The organism is Pseudomonas sessilinigenes (assembly GCF_003850565.1).
Classification (GTDB): Bacteria; Pseudomonadota; Gammaproteobacteria; order Pseudomonadales; family Pseudomonadaceae; genus Aquipseudomonas; species Aquipseudomonas sessilinigenes.
This window is the reverse complement of the sequence record NZ_CP027706.1, coordinates 6704342-6723156: the sequence shown is the minus strand read 5'-3', so window position 1 is coordinate 6723156 and position 18815 is coordinate 6704342. Positions and strand designations below refer to the sequence as shown.

The window sequence follows — 18815 nt, the reverse complement described above, 5'->3', positions numbered from 1 at the left end:
TCCGATGCGTGTATGGTTTTTGAGTGCTGGCCTGGCCTTGATGTGCATGGCCCAGAATGCAGCTGCCGGTACGGTCCTGATCGTGGGCGATAGTATCAGTGCGGCTTTCGGCCTGGATACCCGGCAGGGGTGGGTGGCACTGCTGGAAAAGCGCCTGGTGGACCAGGGCTTCACGGACAAAGTGATCAATGCCTCGATCAGTGGTGATACCAGCGCTGGGGGGCAAGCGCGCCTGCCGACGCTGCTTTCGCAGCACAAGCCTCAGGTGGTGATCCTCGAATTGGGAGGCAATGATGGCTTGCGCGGCCAGCCGCCCCAGCAATTGCAACAAAATCTTGCCTCGATGATCGACAGTGCCCAGGCCTCGGGGGCTAGGGTGCTGCTGCTGGGCATGCAGCTACCGCCCAATTACGGTGTGCGCTATACCCAGGCATTCGCCAAGGTCTACCAGCAGTTGGCCATCGACAAGAAGGTGGCACTGGTGCCGTTTTTTCTTGATGGGGTCGGAGGGCATCCCGATTTGATGCAGGCAGACGGTCTGCACCCAGCGGCAGCAGCCCAGGGCAAGTTGTTGGAAAATGTCTGGCCGACGCTAAAACCGCTGCTTTGACGCTTTTCTAGTGGCAGTGTTTCGGCTAATGTGGCGCCCCCGATTTGGAGCCCCCGATGCCGCGTCCCGCCTGGTCCTTGTTTGCCTATCAACTGATCGAGCCTGATGAACAGCTTGACCTGTTCGCTTGTCAGGAAGTTCGGGTGCATCTGGTGACGCGTCAATTGGAGCTGGGCGGCTCCGCCGACCGGACCTTGTGTGGGACCTTGCTGCCTGCGCAGCCACGTTGGTCCAGCGTAGATCGGACGATTTTCCAGGATCAGCGGCTCTGTCCGCTGTGCAGGGCAATCCTGGAGTCGCAGAAGCGAGGTACGCCTCCGATCTGGCCAGAGTTGCGTTTCGAGCTGTAGGCGCCCGTTATTGGGTGTTTCGACAGGGATTTCATGTATCTGCGCTTGTCTCCCCGGCTTGGCTGCCGTAGCCATGGGAGGGGTGTACAATCGTGTCTCTTTCATTGGTTGTACGAGCGAAGGATTATCCGGATGTTGCCGCGCCTCCCTGTCGTCACCCGCTGTCTGACACTTGCCGCATTATGTGTGGCTGGTCCCGTTGCAGCGTTGGAATTTCCTCTTCCTCCCCCTGGCGAAGATGTCGTAGGCCAGGTTCAGGTGATCAAGGCCAAGTACGAAGATACCTTCGCCGACTTGGGCACCGCCAATGACCTGGGTTATCTGGAGATGGTGGCTGCCAATCCGGGAGTCGACCCCTGGTTGCCGGGAGCCGGTACCGAAGTGGTTCTTCCCACCCGTTTCATCCTGCCGCCAGGGCCTCGCGAAGGTATCGTGATCAACCTGGCAGAGTACCGTCTGTACTATTTCCCCAAGGGCCAGAGCGTGGTTTACACCTTCCCATTGGGTATTGGTCGCGAGGGGTGGGGGTCGCCGATCGCCCATACCAGTATCACCGCGAAGACTCCCAACCCGACCTGGACGCCACCGGCCTCAATCAGGGCCGAACATGCAGCTGATGGTGATCCCCTGCCAGGCATAGTGCCGGCGGGGCCAGACAATCCTTTGGGCCCATTCAAGTTCACCCTGGGTACGCCGGGCTACCTGATCCATGGCTCCAACAAGAAGTTCGGTATTGGCATGCGCACCAGCCACGGTTGTTTCCGAATGCTCAATAACAACGTGCTGCAAATGGCCGGTATGGTTCCAGTTGGAACTTCCGTACGTATCATCAACGAGCCTTACAAGTTTGGTATCAGCGCTGGCAAAGTCTATCTGGAAGCACATACGCCGTTAGATGATAAAGGCAATCCTTCAGTGGTCGACAAACACACTGCGGTGATCAACGCCTTGCTTAAGCGTGAAGACCTGGCTAACAACCTGCGTATGAACTGGGATGTAGTCCGTGACGTAGTCGCGGCGGAAGATGGCCTGCCGGTGGAGATTGCGGTGCCAACCGCTGCGCCGGCGACCTCTCTGTCTGCTACGCCTTTCGATATGCAGCAGTAAGGGCGGCAGCCCAACCCGCCGATACCTGAGGGTAGCGGCGGGTTTTTTATTGCCGATGACAAAATCGGGCAACAAAAAAGCCGACCCAAGATGGGTCGGCTTGATAACAATCCCGAGGGACTATTACTTGCGGCTAGCTTTTTCCAGCATACGCAGAGCGCGCTCGTTAGCTTCGTCAGCAGTCTGTTGTGCTTTTTGAGCAGCAGCCAGAGCTTCATCAGCTTTACGATAGGCTTCGTCTGCACGAGCCTGAGCACGAGCTGCTGCGTCTTCAGTAGCAGTCAGACGAGCTTCGGTTTCTTTGGATACGCTGCTGCAACCGGTAGCCAGAACTGCGGCCAGAGCCAGAGCAGAGAATTTCAGAACGTTGTTCATCGTGTTCCCCTTCAAGGACTTTCTATTAGTAGCTACCACCCCAGAGTGAGGAAATAGCCGGCGTACATACTACCCATTACTTGTAGTAAGTAAACTGACGTAACGCAAGAAGCAAAAAAAATTCTAGGTGGTGAATCTTTTTCAGGCAACTCTCTTGAGGAGTTGTTTAAAAAACATTCAATTCGATTCCCGCCCGGAGGATGCTGCTTGTTTGCCAGCATCGCTTGCGGATTTTTCCAAGTACTGTTTCAGGGGCTAGACTAAAGTCGGTCTATATCGTGTCTGTGACACTTTGACCTTGGCTCTATGTCGGTTTTTTTATCCTTGTTGCTGGTGACTTTAAGAGGTGAGTCCCGTCTTAAGTTTCAGCGTCCGGCGATGTGCAGCCAAAAGATGTCTTGCGTATGGGGCCAGGCCAGGCTCTGGGCGGTGTACGAGGATTTTTGTGCTGATCTGTGACGAGTGTGGCTTGAGCATTCATGCCAAAGGCGCCTAATATTTTGTAACGTGTTCGTGGTGCAAAAGCGAAAGCTTCTACTTGCGCCCAGCAGGTACGAGGTGGCGTAAGTTGTTCCTTCGCCGGAAAAACATCGGTAAGGTACGTGTCAGTATTCCAGACCCGCAAGGAGTTGTGATGAGCGAGGCGTTGTCCATCCACCATGACCAGGTTGGTCATCAGTTCGAGACCAATGTGGACGGTCATCGTGCCTACCTGACCTATATGGACCTGGGTAAGCAAACCCTGGATATCTATCGCACCTTCGTCCCCAACGCGCTGCGTGGGCGCGGTATCGCTGCGGCGTTGACCGAGCATGCGCTGGAGTATGCCGATCGCATGGGATACACCGTGATCCCTTCCTGCTCATACGTTGAGCGGTACATGGAGCGTCACCAGCGCCACGGCGCGAAACTCTGATCGAGCGACCATGAAAAACGCCGGGCTTGCCCCGGCGTTTTTGCGCGTGTTAATCGCGATCAGACGCGATTGCGTTTTGGCAGGACGTCCTTGAGCTTGGCGTGCATGCTGCGCAACGTCTTCTCAGTGCTTTCCCAATCGATGCAGGCATCGGTGATCGAAACGCCGTATTGCAGTTCCGAGAGATCTTTGGGAATTGCTTGGCAACCCCAATTCAGGTGGCTCTCCACCATCAGACCGATGATCGACTGGTTGCCTTCGAGTATCTGGTTGGCAACGTTTTCCATTACCAGTGGCTGAAGTGCCGGATCCTTGTTGGAGTTGGCATGGCTGCAATCGATCATGATGTTCGGCTTGACCTTGGCCTTGGCCAGGGCCTGTTCGCAAACGGCGACACTGACCGAGTCATAGTTCGGCTTACCGTTGCCACCGCGCAGCACCACATGGCCATAGGCATTGCCCTTGGTGGTGACGATAGACACACCGCCTTGTGGATTGATGCCCAGGAAGCGATGAGGGCTGGAAACCGATTGCAAGGCATTGATCGCGACGGTCAGGCCGCCATCGGTGCCGTTCTTGAAACCTACCGCCGACGACAGCCCGGAAGCCATTTCGCGGTGGGTCTGGGATTCGGTGGTGCGCGCGCCGATGGCCGACCAACTAATCAGGTCCTGCAGGTATTGCGGGGAGATTGGGTCCAGGGCTTCCGTGGCGGTAGGCAGGCCCATTTCCGCCAGGTCCAGCAGCAACTGGCGACCGATGTGCAGGCCATCCTGGATCTTGAACGAGTCATCCAGGTAAGGGTCGTTGATCAGGCCTTTCCAGCCAACAGTGGTGCGGGGCTTTTCGAAGTACACCCGCATCACCAGGTAGAGCGTATCGGAAACTTCGGCTGCCAGGGCCTTGAGGCGCTCGGCGTATTCGTGGGCTGCCTTGATGTCGTGGATCGAGCAGGGCCCAATGACGATGAACAAACGATGATCAGTGCCGTCGAGGATATTGCGGATCACTTCGCGGCCCCGAGTCACGGTGTGCAAGGCGGTGTCGCTCAGGGGGATGTCTCGCTTGAGTTGATCTGGGGTGATCAGGGTCTCGTTGGAGGCGACGTTAAGGTCGTTGATCGGTAAATCAGCCATCGTGTTACTCGTCAGGTCACGGATGCCGGCCGCCAGCGATCCCCGCGCGGCGGAGCACAGCGGATTTGGGCGCGTCGGGGAGCGGAACCTTAGCGCGTTAGGCGGTGGCTCGACAATGGGCTGGCTGCGGTTTTATTGGGCTATGGCTGCATAAAAGCCTGATGCACCCGATCTTCTGAATAGTCTTGCGCATGCCGTTCGACCCAATCCAGGGCCAAGGCCTCGATGCATCGCTGTTCACTCTGTGCGTCATGCTGGCGGCAGTAGCGGGCAATTTGGCAGACCTGTTCGCTCATGCGCGCGCTGAACAGGGTTTGCTCGTCGACGAAGGCGATGCCCACCAGATAGCCGCGCTTGCGTTTCAGGCACCAGGCGACGTAGCCGTTATAGCGGGCATTCTCCCCCAGTGTCGGCATGTGGACTTCGAGGGCGGTGCCCCGGCGCCAGGCCCGGTGGTAATTGCACGCCATGCCGCCGAGGCTGATAGTGTGCAGCCGCTGGCGCGAGATACAGGCATGCTTGCGTAATGTCAGCTCAACCGGAACATCATCAGGATGAGGCAGAAAACGTCCCATGACCGCAGACTCCGAGTGTCGTCCATTTGACATTGTTTCCCCCAGTATAGTGTTCGAATCGGAACTGACCGATCTCGACATCGACCAGACCTTGCTGGGACTGAAAGGGGTGTCCCTGGTGGTTTTCACCAGCCCCGGCTGTGCTGGCTGTCGCTGGGCCCGGGTGCAATTGCCAGCGCTGGGACTGCCGATCGACCGCTTGTGCTGGGTCGATGCCGGTGACAATGGTGGAGCGGTGGAGCGTTATCAGGTCTTTCACCTGCCGGCCTTGTTCGTGGTGCGCGATGCCGAGTTTTATGGGGGCCTAGAGTCGCGGTTGACGTACAGGGAACTCACCGAGAGCCTGCGTCAAGCGTTGCAACGATTACCAGAGGAGTTGCCTTGATGGATGCACGTCGTAAACCGCGGGTTGGCATTATCGGTACTGGAGCGATTGGAGGCTTTTACGGGGTGATGCTGGCACGGGCCGGTTTTGACGTGCACTTTTTAATGCGCAGCGAGTTCCCGGCGGTCTTGGAGCAGGGGCTGCGTCTCAACCATGCCCAGCATGGCATCTTGAGCCTGAATCCGGTGCAGGCTTATGTCCGCGCCGAAGACATGCCTCCTTGCGACTGGTTGCTCGTAGGGACCAAGACGACCAGTAACCTGCAGTTGGCGCCGGCGATCGTCCAGGCTGCGGCTCCCGGGGCCAAGGTCCTGTTGCTGCAGAATGGCCTGGATGTCGAGGATGCCTTGCGTAGTGCACTACCCGATTCGCTGCATCTGTTGGGCGGCTTGTGCTTTATCTGTGTCCATCGTGCAGGGCCCGGCCAGATAGAGCACCAGGCGCTGGGGGCGGTGAACCTGGGTTATCACAGCGGTCCGGCTGCTGTCGATCCGGCCTTGACCCGGGCGATTGTCGAGGAAGGCGCAGGGCTGTTCCGGGAGGCCGGGCTCGACTCCCAGGCCATGGACAACCTGCACCAGGCGCGCTGGCAGAAGCTGGTATGGAATGTGCCCTACAACGGCCTATCGGTATTGCTCAGGGCCAGCACCACTGCGCTGATGGCGGATCCGGACATTCGCCAACTGATCCAGGACCTGATGCAAGAGGTGCTGCAGGGGGCTGCGGCTTGTGGCCATGTCATTCCGGCGGCCTATGCCCAGCAGTTGTTCAGGTCTACCGAGCACATGCCCGATTACTGGCCGAGCATGTACCATGATTTTCTGCACCGGCGCCCCCTGGAACTGCAGGCAATCTATGCTGCACCACTGGCTGCGGCACGGGCCGCTGGTTGCGAGTTGCCCAAGATCCGGGCGCTGTACCAGGCCCTGGGTTTCATCGACCGGTATCGTTCCTGAGCCCGGTTCATCACCCTCAAGAGGACGGAGCATGGCCAAGGGCCTGGATGGCAAGCTGGTGGTAGCGATTTCGTCACGGGCGTTGTTCGACCTCGGTGACAGTCACAAGGTGTACCTGGCCCAAGGCGTTGAGGCTTATCGGCAGTACCAGATCGAGCACGAAGAAGAGGTTCTCGAGCCAGGTGATGCCTTCCCTCTGGTGAAAAAACTCTTGAACCTCAATGCCAGCCTGGGCCGGGAGAGGGTCGAGGTGGTGCTGGTTTCTCGCAACAGTGCCGATACCGGCTTGCGGGTCTTCAATTCTATCCAGCACTACGGCCTGGCCATCTCCCGGGCTGCGTTCGTCGGCGGGCGCAGTCCCTATCCCTACCTGGCCGCTTTTGCCAGCGACCTGTTTCTTTCGACCCATGCCGAAGATGTGCGCAATGCGCTGGATGCCGGTTTCGCTGCGGCCACTATCCTGTCGGGTGGTGCGCGACGCGCTGAAAACGGTGAGTTGCGTATCGCTTTCGACGGTGATGCGGTGCTGTTCTCCGATGTCTCGGAACGCATCTACCAGTCCGGAGGCCTCGAGGCGTTCCAGGCCAGTGAGCGGCAATCAGCCCGAGAGCCCCTGCCAGGTGGGCCATTCAAGGGTTTCCTGGCGGCGCTGAATCTGCTCCAGGGCGAGTTTCCCGTTGATGCCTGTCCGATCCGCACCGCCTTGGTCACTGCACGTTCGGCTCCGGCCCATGAGCGGGTGATTCGCACCCTGCGCGAGTGGAACATCCGCCTGGACGAGTCGCTGTTCCTCGGAGGGCTGGAGAAGGCCGCCTTCCTCGAGGCTTTTGCTGCCGATGTCTTCTTCGATGACCAGGCAGGGCACTGCGAACTGGCACGCGAAGTAGTGGCCACCGGTCATGTGCCCCATGGCATCAGTAATGAAGCCAGTACCTGAGTCTATCCAAACCCGTAGAGGCCGCGGCCTCCCATGCATCCAGGCACTGCTAAGCTGAATCAATCTCCGCCATCTTGGCAGTTGAGGAGGTCATATGATTCGTTCGATGCTGTATGCCACTGACCTCGGGGTGTACGCCCCTTTTGTGATGCAGCATGCCCTGGAGCTGGCTCGAACGTTCAATGCCGACTTACATGTAGTCCACGCTGTGGAGCCCATGGGACTGTTCGCTGAATCGGTGCTCCAGAGCTACCTGGACGAGCAGTCGCTGAATGAGTTTCATCGCCAGGGCCTGAATACGGTCATGGCCAATATCGAGCAGCGGGTGCTTGATAGCTTTCGCGAAGAGCTGGGGGAAGGGATGCAGGACCTGTCTTTGATCCAGTCGGTGCGTGTCCTGCAGGGCGATCCCTCCCAGGTGATTCTTGAGCAGACGGCGAAACTCTCGGTGGATTTGCTGATCGTAGGAAGTCACAGCCATGGCGTCGGGGCACAAACCCCTTTGGGGCGCACGGCGGCGCGGGTCCTGCAGTTAGCGAAAGTGCCGGTTTACCTGGTGCCTCTGGTGCAGCGAAGACGTCAGGGAGATGCTTGAAGTCGGAATGGAAAATTCTGAATAAAAGTTCTAGATTTATTCTCCTGACCATTAATATAGTTATATACCGTCGCTGATACCCGTGGCGTCTTTCTGCTTTGAGGGATTGATATGAAGCTCCAACAATTGCGCTACATCTGGGAAGTGGCGCACCACGACCTCAACGTTTCCGCTACTGCCCAAAGCCTCTACACCTCGCAACCAGGTATCAGCAAACAGATCCGCCTGCTGGAGGACGAACTGGGCGTCGAGGTCTTCGCTCGTAGCGGCAAGCACCTGACCCGGGTGACTCCGGCTGGCGAAAGGATCATCACCACTGCTGGCGAGATCCTGCGCAAGGTCGAGAGCATCAAGCAGATCGCCCAGGAATTCTCCAACGAGAAAAAAGGCACCCTGTCCATCGCGACCACCCATACCCAGGCGCGTTATGCCTTGCCGCCGGTGATCAGCAGCTTCATCAAACAGTATCCGGATGTTGCGCTACACATGCATCAGGGCTCGCCCATGCAGATCGCGGAGATGGCCGCCGATGGCACCGTGGATTTCGCGATCGCCACCGAAGCCTTGGAGCTGTTCGGCGACTTGGTGATGATGCCGTGCTATCGCTGGAACCGCTGCGTGGTCGTCCCTCAAGGCCATCCGCTGACCAAACTGCCGAAGCTGACTCTGGAAACCCTGGCCGAGTATCCGATCGTGACCTATGTCTTCGGTTTTACTGGTCGTTCCAAGCTCGACGAGGCCTTCAGCCATCGCGGCCTGACCCCCAAGGTCGTATTCACCGCCGCCGACGCCGACGTGATCAAGACCTATGTCCGTCTGGGACTGGGAGTGGGCATCGTCGCCAAGATGGCGGTGGATACCAAGCTCGATAGCGATCTGGTGGTGCTGGATGCCAGCGAGCTGTTCGAGTCGAGCATCACCAAGATCGGGTTCCGTCGTGGCACCTTCCTGCGTGGATTCATGTGCGACTTCATCGAGAAGTTCGCCCCGCACCTGACGCGTGAAGTGATGGCCAAGGCCATCCAGTGCCACAACAAGCAGGAGCTGGAAGAACTGTTCGACGGTGTCGAGCTGCCTGTCCACTGATCCTGCCCGCCTAGCGGACCTCGGTGACAGTGAATTGTTGCCGAGAGCCCGCCACCACGATCTCCACCTCGTCGTCTTCGGATTTGCCCAGCAAGCTCGCGCCCAGGGGAGAGCGCGGGGTGATCACGGTGACCAACTGACCGACGACCTGGACTTTCAGGCCGGCGCCGTCCGGGCCTAGAAACAACCACTGCTCGTGGCCCTTTTCATCTTCCAGGCCCAAAAGGGCTCCGACCTGGATGCCGGCTTGCGGCTCGTAGGGGCGCAGTACCAGGCTCTGCCAGAGGCTCAGCGCCTGGCGGATCTCTTCGACCCGCCGAGATTGGCCAGCAGCCAGGTAAGCGGCTTCCAGCCCTAGGGTGTCGTACTTGTTCTCCGCGATATTCTCTTCGTGGGTGGCGGTTTCGTAGGCGGTTTGTGCCGCCCGCAGGATGATCTGCAGGTCGTCCTGGAGCTGTTGCAGAATCAGTTGATAGACCGACTGTTTATTCATGATCAATTACAGAATTGCAGGACATTGGCCCGGCTTTTTTCGCTTGGTGCCGTCTGGTCCTGCTGCAACCAGAACTGGCACTTGGGGTTGGACAGATTGCGCGGATTGCTACGGGCGTTGTCCATCGACTGCAACTCCTCGTTCTTGCGCAGGTTTTCCTGATACTGCTCGAACATGCGGTTCTGCGGTTCTGGGGCAACGGCTGCCGGTTGGGTCAATCGTTGCACTGCCTGGGCTACCGGAGCGATTTGCGGGCCGAGGAGAAAGTGCGACGCCAGCCAGCAGGTCAGGGCGATCGCCAGGAATCCCAGCCACAGGCCCAGGGCGATGCTGCCGCTGAGCGCCAACGCATTGAAGCTGATGCGCAAGGAACGGCGGGCGGGTGGGCGGTGGGACATGGTAGTTGCCTCCTGGCGGGCAGTATTGAACGAGGGCTGATTGTCGCATGAAGATTAATCGAGGTTGGCTCTTCTGCGCAGGGGCATTTATGCGGACAATCGGCGCCTTTGCCAATCGGGGACCGAAATGAAAGCCTCCTGGGACATTTTCTGCAGCGTCGTCGATAACTACGGTGATATCGGCGTGACCTGGCGCCTGGCGCGGCAACTGGTTGCCGAGCACGAGTGCGAGGTGCGCCTGTGGGTCGATGACTTGCGTGCCTTTGAAAAGATCTGTCCGCAGATCGACATCCGGCGCGAGTGCCAGCAGCAAGCGGGAGTGGAGGTACGACAATGGCCCGAACACTGGTTGCCAGTGGCTGCAGCCGATGTGGTCATCGCTGCCTTCGCCTGCCAATTGCCCCATGCCTATATGGAGGCCATGGCCGAACGTGAACGGCCGCCCTTGTGGCTGAACCTGGATTACCTGAGCGCCGAGGACTGGATCGGTGGTTGCCATGGTTTGCCTTCCGTGAAGTTTCACGGGGTACAGAAGTACTTCTTCTTTCCAGGGTTCGTACCAGGGACTGGTGGATTGCTGCGTGAGAGCGATCTCTTGCGGCGACGCCAGGCTTTCCAGGGAGATCGCCAGGCCCAACTGGAGTTCCTGCAAGGGCTGGGGGGGGCACCGGTAGCCGATGCCAGGTTGATGTCGTTGTTTGCCTACGAGAATGCCGGTCTCGACGGTTGGCTGGATGCCCTGGCCGATGATGTTCGCCCCACCCATCTCCTGGTTCCCGAGGGGCGCATCCTGGGAGATGTCCAGCGCTGGCTGGATGTCGCCCCCCTGGGGGCGGGCGACCTGGCGGTTCGCCGTTCGCTGACGATTCAAGTCCTGCCTTTTGTCCCTCAGGAAGACTACGATCGCTTGTTGTGGTGCTGCGACTTCAACGCCGTGCGTGGTGAAGACTCCTTCGTACGAGCGCAATGGGCGGGGCGGCCCATGCTTTGGCATATCTATCGCCAGGACGAGGATATCCACCTGGACAAGCTCGAGGCCTTCCTTGCGCTTTACACCCGGTCCCTGTCCCCTGAAGCCCGGGCCGCAGTACTGGCGCTGTGGCAGGCCTGGAATACCGAGTCCGGGATGGCCCAAGCCTGGAAAAACGCCCTGCAACACTGGCCGCAAATCACCGCGCATGCCGAACAGTGGTGTCTGGAACAAGGCTCGCAGACCGATCTTGCTGCGGCGCTGGTGCAGTTTTACCTAAATTGGATATGATACGCGGCCTAGATTTTTGTAAATCCCATCCAAATTCGGATATTCGCAATGAAAACTGGTAAAGAACTCAAACCCGGTACCGTGATCCGTATCGACAACGATCCTTGGCTGGTTCAGAAGGCTGAATTCACCAAGTCGGGTCGTAACAGTGCGATCATGAAGACCAAGCTGAAGAACCTGCTGACCGGTTACAAGACCGAAACCGTCTACGGTGCGGACGACAAGCTGGACGACGTGATCCTGGATCGCAAAGAAGCGACCCTGTCGTTCATCAGCGGCGACACCTACACGTTCATGGACACCACTGACTACACCATGTACGAGCTGAACTCCGAAGACATCGAGGCCGTTCTGCCATTCATCGAAGAAGGCATGACTGACGTCTGTGAAGCTGTGTTCTTCGAAGGCCGCCTGGTTTCCGTTGACCTGCCGACCACCATCGTGCGCCAGGTCGACTACACCGAAGGTTCCGCTCGCGGCGACACTTCGGGCAAGGTGATGAAGCCTGCCAAACTGAAGAACGGCACCGAGCTGAGCGTTGCCGACTTCATCGAGATCGGCGACTGGATCGAGATCGATACCCGCGAAGGCGGTTCTTACAAGGGCCGCGCCAAGGTTTAATCCTGGTTCGATCCTGTAAATGAAAAGCCCGACCTTGAGTCGGGCTTTTTTATGCCTGGGATTTGTCGTGTCAGACCGTTACGTGCAGGCGCACATCGACATTGCCACGGGTGGCGTTGGAGTAGGGGCAAACCTGGTGCGCCGCATCCACCAGGCCCTGGGCGTCCTCCTGGGACAGCCCGGGCAGGCTGACATGCAGGTCGATGTCCAGGCCGAAACCGCCGGGGATCTGGCCGATACCGACCTTGGCGGTAATCGAGGCGTTATCTGGAATCTTGCGCTTGCTCTGCAAGGCGACGAACTTCAGGGCGCCGATGAAGCAAGCCGAGTAACCGGCGGCGAACAGCTGTTCCGGGTTGGTGGCCTGGCCACCTGCGCCACCCAGCTCCTTGGGAGTGGCCAGCTTGACGTCAAGAATGTTGTCGCTGGAAACGGCGCGGCCATCACGGCCACCGGTAGCGGTTGCAACAGCGGTATAGAGAGTTTGCATGGGTTCAGCCTCTTCGGTTGCTCGCAAATTATTTGCGCGTTAAGTAATTTCGAAATTAATTTATCGCTCAAATATTTTGTGCGCAAGATAAATTTTCCAACGCAAACGCAAAAAGACCTCTATAGAGGTCTAATCTATTGATTTTTAATGAGATATTTTTTGAGGCAGCTCGGGTGGCTGCCCGTGCCTTACAGGCTGTCTTGCAGGTGGCTGCGTAGAATCTGCAGTTCTGCCTGCAGGTGGCGCAGTTGTTCCACTGTCCTGCCACTGGCACCCAGGATGCACTGGGGAATATCCCGGGCCTTGGCCTGCAGCTCGCGGCCTTGCTCGGTCAGTTCGACGATCACCACCCGTTCGTCTTCACGGCTGCGGGTACGGCTGAGCAATCCCTCGGTCTCCAGGCGCTTGAGCAAAGGGGTCAGGGACCCGGGGTCAGTCAGCAGGCGCTGGCTGATTTCGCCGACGGTCAGCCCATCCCGCTCCCACAGCACCAACATCGCCAGGTATTGCGGATAGGTCAGGCCCAATTGCTGCAGCAAAGGTTTATAGACCTTGGTCATCAGCAGCGAAGTGGAGTGCAGGGCAAAGCACAACTGGTTATCCAGCAACAGTTGCTCGCAGGGCGGCAGGGCGGTGTGTTCAGTGGTCATGTTGGAGCCTTGATCGTTAATGATCTTGAATCTAGCGGGCAAGCCTTTAATGCGCCAGGTAATTATGCCGAAGCTCAGCCCATGCTGCTCTGCAATGCCAGGTCCCAGGGCGGTACCGGGCTGAATCGGCTCTTGAGGTACTCCAGCAATAGCCGGCTGCGAGCATTGGGGTGCTGCTCCATGCGCAAGGCGTAGATACCAGCGGTTTCTGGCTTTGGCAGGCCACCTTCGCAGAACAACGGTACCAACTCCCCGCGCAACAGGTATTCGCTCGCCAGCCAGGTGGGCAAGTGGGCGATACCTAGCCCGGCCAAGGCCCCGGACAGCAAGGCTTCGGCATTGTTGGCACTAAAGCGGATGCGCTGGGGACGATGGCTCTGCAACTGGCCGTCGAGTTCGAAGCGCCAGGCAAACAGTGGGGCAAGGCCATCCCAGTCGAGCCCGTCGTGCTGATCGAGCTCGGATGGATGCCGGGGAGTGCCACGGTTCTTCAGGTAGGCCGGGCTGGCGCAGGCAATGCGCACGATGCTGGCCAAGGTCGTGGCGACCATGCGTGTATCCACCTGTTGTCCCGCCCGCAGGACCAGGTCCACCTTGCCCAGGTGTGCGCCCTGCATGTCGATGAAGCTGTCGATCAGGTGCAATTGCACGTCCAGGCCTGGGTAGAGCATCAGGAAGTCGGCAATGGCGGGAGCCAAGTGGCGTCGTCCGAAGGCGGCCGGGGCGTCGATGCGGATCAGGCCTTCCGGGGCATGGCTCAAGGAAACGGCTTCGGCCCGTGCCAGTTGCAGTTCGGCGACGATCCGTCGAGCCCGTTCGGCGAATGCCAGGCCGGCCGCGGTGGCGACTACCGCATGGGTGGTGCGCATGAACAGGGTGGTACCCACGGCCTTCTCCAGGCTGTCGATACGTCGGGCCACGGCCGAAGGTGTCAGGGGGTGGCGGCGTGAGGCGGCAGAAAAGCTGCCTGCCTCCAGCACATCGATAAACAGCCCCAGTTGTTCAGTCAGGGTATTGGGATTCATGGTCGACTCGCTTATGCGAAAACAGCAAAGCCATTGTGCGTTGCTATGCGTTTCCGTACCAGGGCCAGCTACGTAGCATGCAAGGCCTCAGGTGAGGAGTGCGGCATTGATCGAGTTAGCGATGTATCTGTTGTTGGGCGCAGTGCTGGGGACAGTGGGCGGTCTGTTCGGTATCGGTGGGGGGCTGATCGCCATCCCTGTGCTGGGAGTGCTGTTCGGCCTGGACCAGCAGATTGCCCAGGGGACTGCCCTGGTGATGGTCGTGCCGAACGTGATGCTGGCGCTGTGGCGGTATCACCAGCACAACCGTATCGCCGCGCGCCATGCCGCGCCCCTGGCGCTGATGGGGTTCAGTTTCGCCTGGCTCGGGTCGATCTGGGCCGTGGGGATCGATCCCCAATCGATGCGTACCATCTTCGTCGTCTTTCTACTGGCCCTGTCAGCCTACAACTTGTTGCGCATGTTCAGTTCCAGTGCCCCGGCTCAATCGCAGATGCGCTACTCCTGGCCTTGGCTGGGTGCCCTGGGCGCAGCTTCCGGAGCGCTGGGGGGGGTGTTCGGCGTTGGCAGTGCGGTGGTCGCCACGCCTGTGCTGACCAGTATTTTCGGCACCACCCAGGTGGTGGCCCAGGGCCTGTCCCTGGCCTTGGCCCTGCCCAGCACGGCGGTGACCCTGGTGACCTACGGTATCCACCATGAGGTGGATTGGCAGGTGGGCTTGCCGCTGGCGGCAGGTGGCCTGTTGAGTATCAGTTGGGGGGTAAGGGTCGCCCATGCCTTGCCGGAGCGCCTGTTGCGTGCCCTGTTCTGTGGCTTCCTGGTGGTGTGCGCAGTGATGCTGGGCCTCAAGCTTTGAAGCCTTCGACGATATGCTCGGCCAGGCATTCGGTAATGGGCGAGGGTTTGTTGAGGTTGCGCAAGAGCATGATGCTCGCCTCTGGCAGCAGGGGCAGCCCTTCGGCCTCACCGAGGATGCGCATGTCCGGCGTGATCAGGCTTTCCAGTTGCGCGGTGACGGCGAGCCCTGCGCTGACCACCGCCATGATCGCCGACAGGCTGGAGCTGTTGTAGGCGATCCGATAGTCCAGGCCGGCAGCGTCCAGGGCATTGCAGGCCCACACCCGGCAAAAGCAATCGCTGTTGAACATCGCCAAGGGCATGGGCGACTGTTCATGTGCGCTGAAGCACTGGGCCGCGGCCCAGACGAAACGCTCCTTGCGCAACAGTTGGCCGATCTCGTTGCCAGGTTCCCGGGTGACGATGGACAGGTCCAGGTCCTGGCGTTGCAACAGCTGCCTGGAGGACTCGCAATGCACCTCGATCTGGATCAATGGGTAGCTTTGGGCGAAGCGCGAGAGAATTCCCGGTAAAAAGCGCATCACATAGTCGTCCGGGGTGCCGATGCGCACCAGTCCCACCATGTGCGGCTCACGCAAGGTGTTGAACACCTCGCTATGCAGTTTCAGGATGCGCCGGGCATAGCCCAGCAGCACCTGCCCCTCGGCGGTCAGCTTGACCTGGCGGCCATCGCGCTGGAACAGCTGGCGTTGCAGCACATCCTCCTCCAGGCGCTTCATCTGCATGCTGACCGCAGACTGGGTGCGATTGACCCGTTCGCCAGCCCGGGTAAAACCGCCTTCATCGGCAATGGCGACGAAGGTACGCAGCACTTCGGTATCGATACTGGGGAACTGAGACATTCATCAAATCCTGAGATGTTCGGCATAAGAAACATTCGTTGGATTGATCTTATTCCTGGGCAGACACTGGCGTCATCCCCACTGGAGGGCAAGATGATGAAAGGTCAAAAGGGTTTTGTACTCGTCCATAAAACACCCTTCCAAGGGTTGTCGCTCAGTGTCTTGTGGCACAAGGTGGCCCGCTGGTACACCCTGGGTCACGAGCGCCGGATGCTTGCCAGTCTCAGTGACGAGGCGCTCAAGGACCTGGGGCTCACCCGAGTGGATGTCGAGCATGAGAGGGTTCGCCCATTCTGGGACGACCCGATGCATAAATGAGCGTAGGAGTGGCTACCCAAATCGGTTGTCGGTGCGTTAGCGTGCGCTCAGACAAGGAGGAATCCATGCCCGTAGCCCATTCTTTTTCGCTCAAGCAGGCTCGACGACTGGCCTTGGCCGCCCAGGGATTTGGCGGGCGGCGGCCGCCAGCATCGATCAAGGCGGCACGCCTCAACCAGCAGATAGAGCGCCTGGGGCTACTGCAGATCGATTCGGTCAATGCGTTGGTTCGCGCCCATTACCTGCCGTTGTTCTCCCGTCTTGGCAGTTATCCACAGCAGTTGCTGGATCAGGCTGCCTGGAGCCAGGGGCGGCAGCGGACCTTGTTCGAGTACTGGGGGCATGAAGCGTCGCTGTTGCCGATGTCCATGTATCCACTGATGCGCTGGCGCATGCAGCGAGCCCGTCAGGGCCAGGGTATCTATTCCCAGCTGGCGCGGTTCGGCCGGGAGCAGCAGGCCACGATCAGCCGGGTGCTGGCGGCAGTGCAGACGCAGGGCGCCCTGGGCGCTGGCAGCCTGTCCAGTCGCGAGGAGCGGGCAGGGCCCTGGTGGGACTGGAGCGATGAAAAGCATGCGCTGGAATGGCTGTTCGCCGCTGGTGAGGTGACGGTGGCCGGGCGACGGGGGTTCGAGCGACTGTACGATTTGCCGGAGCGGGTCATTCCCCGGGCCATCCTCCAGCAGCCGCTAATGGATGAGGCCCAGGCCCAGCGCCAATTGCTGGTGCAAGGGGCAACGGCCCTGGGGGTGGCGACGGAAAAGGACCTGCGTGATTATTTTCGCCTCGATCCTGCCGATAGCCGCGCTCGCCTGGCCGAGTTGTTGGAGTCTGGCGAGCTGCTGGCCTGTGAGGTTCAGGGGTGGCGGCAGCCGGCTTACTGCCTGCCCCAGTTCAAGGTGCCGCGCAAGGTTGGCGCCAGTGCCTTGCTATCGCCGTTCGATTCGCTGATCTGGGAGCGCAGCCGCACCGAGCGCCTGTTCGATTTCCGCTATCGGCTGGAGATCTACACACCGCTGCACAAGCGAGTCTATGGCTACTACGTACTGCCATTTCTGCACGATGAGCGCATCGTTGCCCGGGTCGACCTGCGGGCTGAGCGTGCCCAGGGGCGACTGGCGGTGCATGCGGTGCATGAAGAGGCGGTGGGGCTGGACGAACCTGGAATGCAGGCGCTGGCCGGGCAGCTACGGCAGATGGCTGACTGGTTGGGCCTGGCGGACATTCAATTGAACTGCCCGCGAGAGGGGGCACAGCGTTTGCGCAAGCTCTTGGCCTGAAGCCTTCGCGAGGGCGTCCCGCGAAGGCCGTAGCAGGTCCTGGCCGGACTCAGCGCTTGACCTGTTTCAGGGTCTCGGCAATCAGGAATGCCAGCTCCAGGGACTGGTCGGCGTTCATCCGCGGATCGCAATGGGTGTGGTAGCGGTCCGACAGGCCATCTTCGGTAATGGGGCGCGCACCGCCAATGCACTCGGTGACATTCTGACCGGTCATTTCTATATGAATGCCGCCGGCGTAGCTGCCCTCGGCCTGGTGCACCTGGAAGAACTGCTTGACCTCGCTGAGGATCTGGGCGAAGTCCCGGGTCTTGTAGCCGCTGCTGGCCTTGATGGTGTTGCCGTGCATCGGGTCCGAGCTCCACAGCACTTGCTTGCCTTCGCTTTCCACCGCACGGATCAGTCGTGGCAGATGCTCGCCCACCTTGTTCGCCCCCATGCGAACGATCAGGTTGAGGCGGCCTGGGTCGTTGCTGGGATTGAGGATGTCGATCAGGCGGATCAGCTCCTCGGTATCCATGCTTGGGCCAACCTTGACCCCGATCGGGTTGTTCACCCCGCGCAGGAACTCGACGTGCGCACCATCGAGTTGCCGGGTGCGATCACCGATCCACAGCATGTGCGCCGAGCAGTCGTAATAGTCGTTGGTCAGGCTGTCGCGGCGGACGAAGGCTTCCTCGTAGTTGAGCAGCAGTGCTTCGTGGGCCGTGAAGAAGCTGGTTTCGCGCAATTGTGGCGAGCTGTCCAGGCCGCAGGCCCGCATGAACGCCAGGGTTTCATCGATGCGGTCCGCCAATTGGCTGTATTTCTCGGCCAGTGCCGAGTTGGCGATGAAGTCCAGGTTCCACTTGTGCACCTGGTGCAGGTCGGCGAAACCGCCCTGGGCGAAGGCCCGCAACAGGTTGAGGGTGGCGGTGGCCTGGTGGTAGGACTGCAGCAGGCGATCGGGATCCGGTACCCGGCTTTTTTCATCGAAGCCGATGCCATTGACGATATCGCCACGGTAAGCCGGGAGGGTCACGCCATTGATGGTCTCGTCGTTGGCCGAGCGTGGCTTGGCGAACTGGCCGGCCATGCGCCCGACCTTGACCACCGGGCTGCCGGCAGCGAAGGTCATGACGATCGCCATCTGCAACAGCACCTTGAAGGTATCGCGAATCTTCGCCGCGGAAAATTCTGCAAAGCTCTCGGCGCAATCACCGCCTTGCAGCAGGAAGGCACGACCCTGGGTGACTTCGGCGAACTGGCGGCGCAACTCCCGGGCTTCCCCGGCGAAGACCAGCGGTGGATAGCTGGCAAGGGTCTGCTCCACCTGGAGCAGGTGTGCAGCATCGGGGTAATGGGGCTGTTGCTGGATCGGCAAGGCGCGCCAGCTGTCGGGGGTCCAGGGTTGGCTCATCGCGTACTCGATTGCGTTACGGTGGGGTAGGCATGTTAGCAGCAAATTAATGCGTGACCTGCTTATCGGGCTTGGTCGACAATCGCGCCTTTGCGCTCGCCATCGAGCGGCTGGTTCATGGCACCGGCAAGGTTCGCACCGGTGCATTAGGAGAT

24 protein-coding genes are annotated in these 18815 nt (G+C 59.7%); 14 read left to right on the top strand and 10 right to left on the bottom strand.

The window, feature by feature from the left end; genetic code table 11:
* Nucleotides 1-4 precede the first annotated feature (4 nt).
* The 3 genes from C4K39_RS30605 (at nt 5) to C4K39_RS30595 (ending at nt 2067) form a co-directional block, all read left to right on the top strand.
* Nucleotides 5-610, top strand: coding sequence for an arylesterase (locus C4K39_RS30605; protein ID WP_124348234.1), 606 nt, complete (start codon nt 5-7; stop codon nt 608-610).
* A gap of 56 nt (nt 611-666) precedes the next feature.
* Nucleotides 667-960 carry a hypothetical protein gene (locus C4K39_RS30600; RefSeq protein WP_007931378.1) on the top strand — a complete coding sequence of 98 codons (294 nt, stop codon included), beginning with the start codon at nt 667-669 and terminating at the stop codon, nt 958-960.
* A gap of 132 nt (nt 961-1092) precedes the next feature.
* The gene (locus tag C4K39_RS30595) at nt 1093-2067 is read left to right on the top strand and encodes a L,D-transpeptidase family protein (protein ID WP_068605704.1); all 975 of its coding nucleotides are present in this window, start codon (nt 1093-1095) and stop codon (nt 2065-2067) included.
* 123 nt (nt 2068-2190) lie between these two features.
* On the opposite strand, the gene oprI is transcribed toward C4K39_RS30595, so the two are convergent.
* The gene (oprI, locus tag C4K39_RS30590) at nt 2191-2442 is read right to left on the bottom strand and encodes an outer membrane lipoprotei OprI (RefSeq protein ID WP_003448337.1); all 252 of its coding nucleotides are present in this window, start codon (nt 2440-2442) and stop codon (nt 2191-2193) included.
* A gap of 634 nt (nt 2443-3076) precedes the next feature.
* On the opposite strand from oprI, the gene C4K39_RS30585 reads away from it, so the two are divergent.
* Entirely contained in the window at nt 3077-3358 is a 282-nt protein-coding gene (locus tag C4K39_RS30585) for a GNAT family N-acetyltransferase (RefSeq protein WP_068581723.1), read from the top strand.
* A gap of 59 nt (nt 3359-3417) precedes the next feature.
* Here the strand turns inward: C4K39_RS30585 and C4K39_RS30580 are convergent, their stop codons facing one another.
* A complete protein-coding gene (locus C4K39_RS30580) occupies nt 3418-4494 on the bottom strand; it encodes a 3-deoxy-7-phosphoheptulonate synthase (protein WP_068581720.1) in 1077 nt (358 codons plus the stop codon).
* Between the two features lie 140 nt (nt 4495-4634).
* A complete protein-coding gene (locus C4K39_RS30575; protein ID WP_068581718.1) occupies nt 4635-5069 on the bottom strand; it encodes a PilZ domain-containing protein in 435 nt (144 codons plus the stop codon).
* Here C4K39_RS30575 and C4K39_RS30570 point away from each other — a divergent pair.
* The 5 genes from C4K39_RS30570 (at nt 5068) to cysB (ending at nt 9028) form a co-directional block, all read left to right on the top strand.
* Nucleotides 5068-5454 (top strand): YbbN family protein, encoded by a 387-nt coding sequence (locus C4K39_RS30570; RefSeq protein WP_124348233.1) that lies wholly within the window; start codon nt 5068-5070, stop codon nt 5452-5454. The genes C4K39_RS30575 and C4K39_RS30570 overlap by 2 nt on opposite strands.
* The gene (locus C4K39_RS30565; protein WP_068581711.1) at nt 5454-6410 is read left to right on the top strand and encodes a putative 2-dehydropantoate 2-reductase; all 957 of its coding nucleotides are present in this window, start codon (nt 5454-5456) and stop codon (nt 6408-6410) included. Before C4K39_RS30570 ends, C4K39_RS30565 begins: the two co-directional genes overlap by 1 nt.
* Before the next feature lie 31 nt (nt 6411-6441).
* Complete coding sequence (locus C4K39_RS30560) at nt 6442-7347, top strand: 5'-nucleotidase (RefSeq protein ID WP_068581708.1); 906 nt, start codon at nt 6442-6444, stop codon at nt 7345-7347.
* A 94-nt stretch (nt 7348-7441) separates the two neighbouring features.
* Nucleotides 7442-7942, top strand: a complete 501-nt coding sequence (locus C4K39_RS30555) for a universal stress protein (protein ID WP_068581706.1) — start codon at nt 7442-7444, stop codon at nt 7940-7942.
* A gap of 111 nt (nt 7943-8053) precedes the next feature.
* Nucleotides 8054-9028: an HTH-type transcriptional regulator CysB gene (gene cysB, locus C4K39_RS30550; RefSeq protein WP_007931387.1), complete on the top strand. Its 975-nt coding sequence runs from the start codon at nt 8054-8056 to the stop codon at nt 9026-9028.
* A 10-nt stretch (nt 9029-9038) separates the two neighbouring features.
* Here cysB and C4K39_RS30545 read toward each other — a convergent pair whose 3' ends face one another.
* Nucleotides 9039-9521: a GreA/GreB family elongation factor gene (locus tag C4K39_RS30545; protein WP_124348232.1), complete on the bottom strand. Its 483-nt coding sequence runs from the start codon at nt 9519-9521 to the stop codon at nt 9039-9041.
* A gap of 2 nt (nt 9522-9523) precedes the next feature.
* Entirely contained in the window at nt 9524-9919 is a 396-nt protein-coding gene (locus C4K39_RS30540) for a hypothetical protein (protein WP_124348231.1), read from the bottom strand.
* A 127-nt stretch (nt 9920-10046) separates the two neighbouring features.
* On the opposite strand from C4K39_RS30540, the gene earP reads away from it, so the two are divergent.
* Both earP and C4K39_RS30530 read left to right on the top strand, forming a co-directional pair.
* On the top strand, nt 10047-11180 hold the full coding sequence (gene earP, locus C4K39_RS30535; protein WP_124348230.1) for an elongation factor P maturation arginine rhamnosyltransferase EarP: 1134 nt from the start codon (nt 10047-10049) through the stop codon (nt 11178-11180).
* A gap of 48 nt (nt 11181-11228) precedes the next feature.
* Nucleotides 11229-11801: an elongation factor P gene (locus C4K39_RS30530; RefSeq protein WP_068581695.1), complete on the top strand. Its 573-nt coding sequence runs from the start codon at nt 11229-11231 to the stop codon at nt 11799-11801.
* Between the two features lie 70 nt (nt 11802-11871).
* Here the strand turns inward: C4K39_RS30530 and C4K39_RS30525 are convergent, their stop codons facing one another.
* The 3 genes from C4K39_RS30525 to C4K39_RS30515 form a co-directional block, all read right to left on the bottom strand.
* Nucleotides 11872-12291 carry an organic hydroperoxide resistance protein gene (locus tag C4K39_RS30525; RefSeq protein ID WP_068581692.1) on the bottom strand — a complete coding sequence of 140 codons (420 nt, stop codon included), beginning with the start codon at nt 12289-12291 and terminating at the stop codon, nt 11872-11874.
* A gap of 188 nt (nt 12292-12479) precedes the next feature.
* The gene (locus C4K39_RS30520) at nt 12480-12941 is read right to left on the bottom strand and encodes a MarR family winged helix-turn-helix transcriptional regulator (RefSeq protein WP_124348229.1); all 462 of its coding nucleotides are present in this window, start codon (nt 12939-12941) and stop codon (nt 12480-12482) included.
* A 74-nt stretch (nt 12942-13015) separates the two neighbouring features.
* Nucleotides 13016-13966, bottom strand: coding sequence for a LysR family transcriptional regulator (locus C4K39_RS30515; protein ID WP_124348228.1), 951 nt, complete (start codon nt 13964-13966; stop codon nt 13016-13018).
* Between the two features lie 106 nt (nt 13967-14072).
* On the opposite strand from C4K39_RS30515, the gene C4K39_RS30510 reads away from it, so the two are divergent.
* Nucleotides 14073-14822: a sulfite exporter TauE/SafE family protein gene (locus tag C4K39_RS30510; protein ID WP_068581681.1), complete on the top strand. Its 750-nt coding sequence runs from the start codon at nt 14073-14075 to the stop codon at nt 14820-14822.
* On the opposite strand, the gene C4K39_RS30505 is transcribed toward C4K39_RS30510, so the two are convergent.
* Entirely contained in the window at nt 14812-15666 is an 855-nt protein-coding gene (locus C4K39_RS30505; protein WP_124348227.1) for a LysR substrate-binding domain-containing protein, read from the bottom strand. The two genes, C4K39_RS30510 and C4K39_RS30505, sit on opposite strands and share 11 nt — an antisense overlap.
* 96 nt (nt 15667-15762) lie before the next feature.
* Between C4K39_RS30505 and C4K39_RS30500 the strand changes: the two genes are divergently transcribed.
* Together C4K39_RS30500 and C4K39_RS30495 are read left to right on the top strand one after the other, a co-directional pair.
* The gene (locus C4K39_RS30500; RefSeq protein WP_068581726.1) at nt 15763-15984 is read left to right on the top strand and encodes a DUF1127 domain-containing protein; all 222 of its coding nucleotides are present in this window, start codon (nt 15763-15765) and stop codon (nt 15982-15984) included.
* A gap of 65 nt (nt 15985-16049) precedes the next feature.
* Nucleotides 16050-17264 (top strand): winged helix-turn-helix domain-containing protein, encoded by a 1215-nt coding sequence (locus C4K39_RS30495; RefSeq protein WP_124348226.1) that lies wholly within the window; start codon nt 16050-16052, stop codon nt 17262-17264.
* A 49-nt stretch (nt 17265-17313) separates the two neighbouring features.
* On the opposite strand, the gene C4K39_RS30490 is transcribed toward C4K39_RS30495, so the two are convergent.
* On the bottom strand, nt 17314-18660 hold the full coding sequence (locus C4K39_RS30490; RefSeq protein WP_068581671.1) for a class II 3-deoxy-7-phosphoheptulonate synthase: 1347 nt from the start codon (nt 18658-18660) through the stop codon (nt 17314-17316).
* Between the last annotated feature and the right edge of the window lie 155 nt (nt 18661-18815).

Bases quoted from the DNA above. Each gene is read 5' to 3' on its own strand.
- C4K39_RS30490 (WP_068581671.1), bottom strand. From the start codon at position 18,660: ATGAGCCAACCCTGGACCCCCGACAGCTGGCGCGCCTTGCCGATCCAG.
- C4K39_RS30595 (WP_068605704.1), top strand. From the start codon at position 1,093: ATGTTGCCGCGCCTCCCTGTCGTCACCCGCTGTCTGACACTTGCCGCA.
- C4K39_RS30500 (WP_068581726.1), top strand. From the start codon at position 15,763: ATGAAAGGTCAAAAGGGTTTTGTACTCGTCCATAAAACACCCTTCCAA.
- C4K39_RS30520 (WP_124348229.1), bottom strand. From the start codon at position 12,941: ATGACCACTGAACACACCGCCCTGCCGCCCTGCGAGCAACTGTTGCTG.
- C4K39_RS30575 (WP_068581718.1), bottom strand. From the start codon at position 5,069: ATGGGACGTTTTCTGCCTCATCCTGATGATGTTCCGGTTGAGCTGACA.
- oprI (WP_003448337.1), bottom strand. From the start codon at position 2,442: ATGAACAACGTTCTGAAATTCTCTGCTCTGGCTCTGGCCGCAGTTCTG.
- cysB (WP_007931387.1), top strand. From the start codon at position 8,054: ATGAAGCTCCAACAATTGCGCTACATCTGGGAAGTGGCGCACCACGAC.
- C4K39_RS30600 (WP_007931378.1), top strand. From the start codon at position 667: ATGCCGCGTCCCGCCTGGTCCTTGTTTGCCTATCAACTGATCGAGCCT.
- C4K39_RS30570 (WP_124348233.1), top strand. From the start codon at position 5,068: ATGACCGCAGACTCCGAGTGTCGTCCATTTGACATTGTTTCCCCCAGT.
- C4K39_RS30555 (WP_068581706.1), top strand. From the start codon at position 7,442: ATGATTCGTTCGATGCTGTATGCCACTGACCTCGGGGTGTACGCCCCT.
- C4K39_RS30585 (WP_068581723.1), top strand. From the start codon at position 3,077: ATGAGCGAGGCGTTGTCCATCCACCATGACCAGGTTGGTCATCAGTTC.
- earP (WP_124348230.1), top strand. From the start codon at position 10,047: ATGAAAGCCTCCTGGGACATTTTCTGCAGCGTCGTCGATAACTACGGT.
- C4K39_RS30565 (WP_068581711.1), top strand. From the start codon at position 5,454: ATGGATGCACGTCGTAAACCGCGGGTTGGCATTATCGGTACTGGAGCG.
- C4K39_RS30605 (WP_124348234.1), top strand. From the start codon at position 5: ATGCGTGTATGGTTTTTGAGTGCTGGCCTGGCCTTGATGTGCATGGCC.
- C4K39_RS30545 (WP_124348232.1), bottom strand. From the start codon at position 9,521: ATGAATAAACAGTCGGTCTATCAACTGATTCTGCAACAGCTCCAGGAC.
- C4K39_RS30495 (WP_124348226.1), top strand. From the start codon at position 16,050: ATGCCCGTAGCCCATTCTTTTTCGCTCAAGCAGGCTCGACGACTGGCC.
- C4K39_RS30580 (WP_068581720.1), bottom strand. From the start codon at position 4,494: ATGGCTGATTTACCGATCAACGACCTTAACGTCGCCTCCAACGAGACC.
- C4K39_RS30530 (WP_068581695.1), top strand. From the start codon at position 11,229: ATGAAAACTGGTAAAGAACTCAAACCCGGTACCGTGATCCGTATCGAC.
- C4K39_RS30525 (WP_068581692.1), bottom strand. From the start codon at position 12,291: ATGCAAACTCTCTATACCGCTGTTGCAACCGCTACCGGTGGCCGTGAT.
- C4K39_RS30515 (WP_124348228.1), bottom strand. From the start codon at position 13,966: ATGAATCCCAATACCCTGACTGAACAACTGGGGCTGTTTATCGATGTG.
- C4K39_RS30505 (WP_124348227.1), bottom strand. From the start codon at position 15,666: ATGTCTCAGTTCCCCAGTATCGATACCGAAGTGCTGCGTACCTTCGTC.
- C4K39_RS30540 (WP_124348231.1), bottom strand. From the start codon at position 9,919: ATGTCCCACCGCCCACCCGCCCGCCGTTCCTTGCGCATCAGCTTCAAT.
- C4K39_RS30560 (WP_068581708.1), top strand. From the start codon at position 6,442: ATGGCCAAGGGCCTGGATGGCAAGCTGGTGGTAGCGATTTCGTCACGG.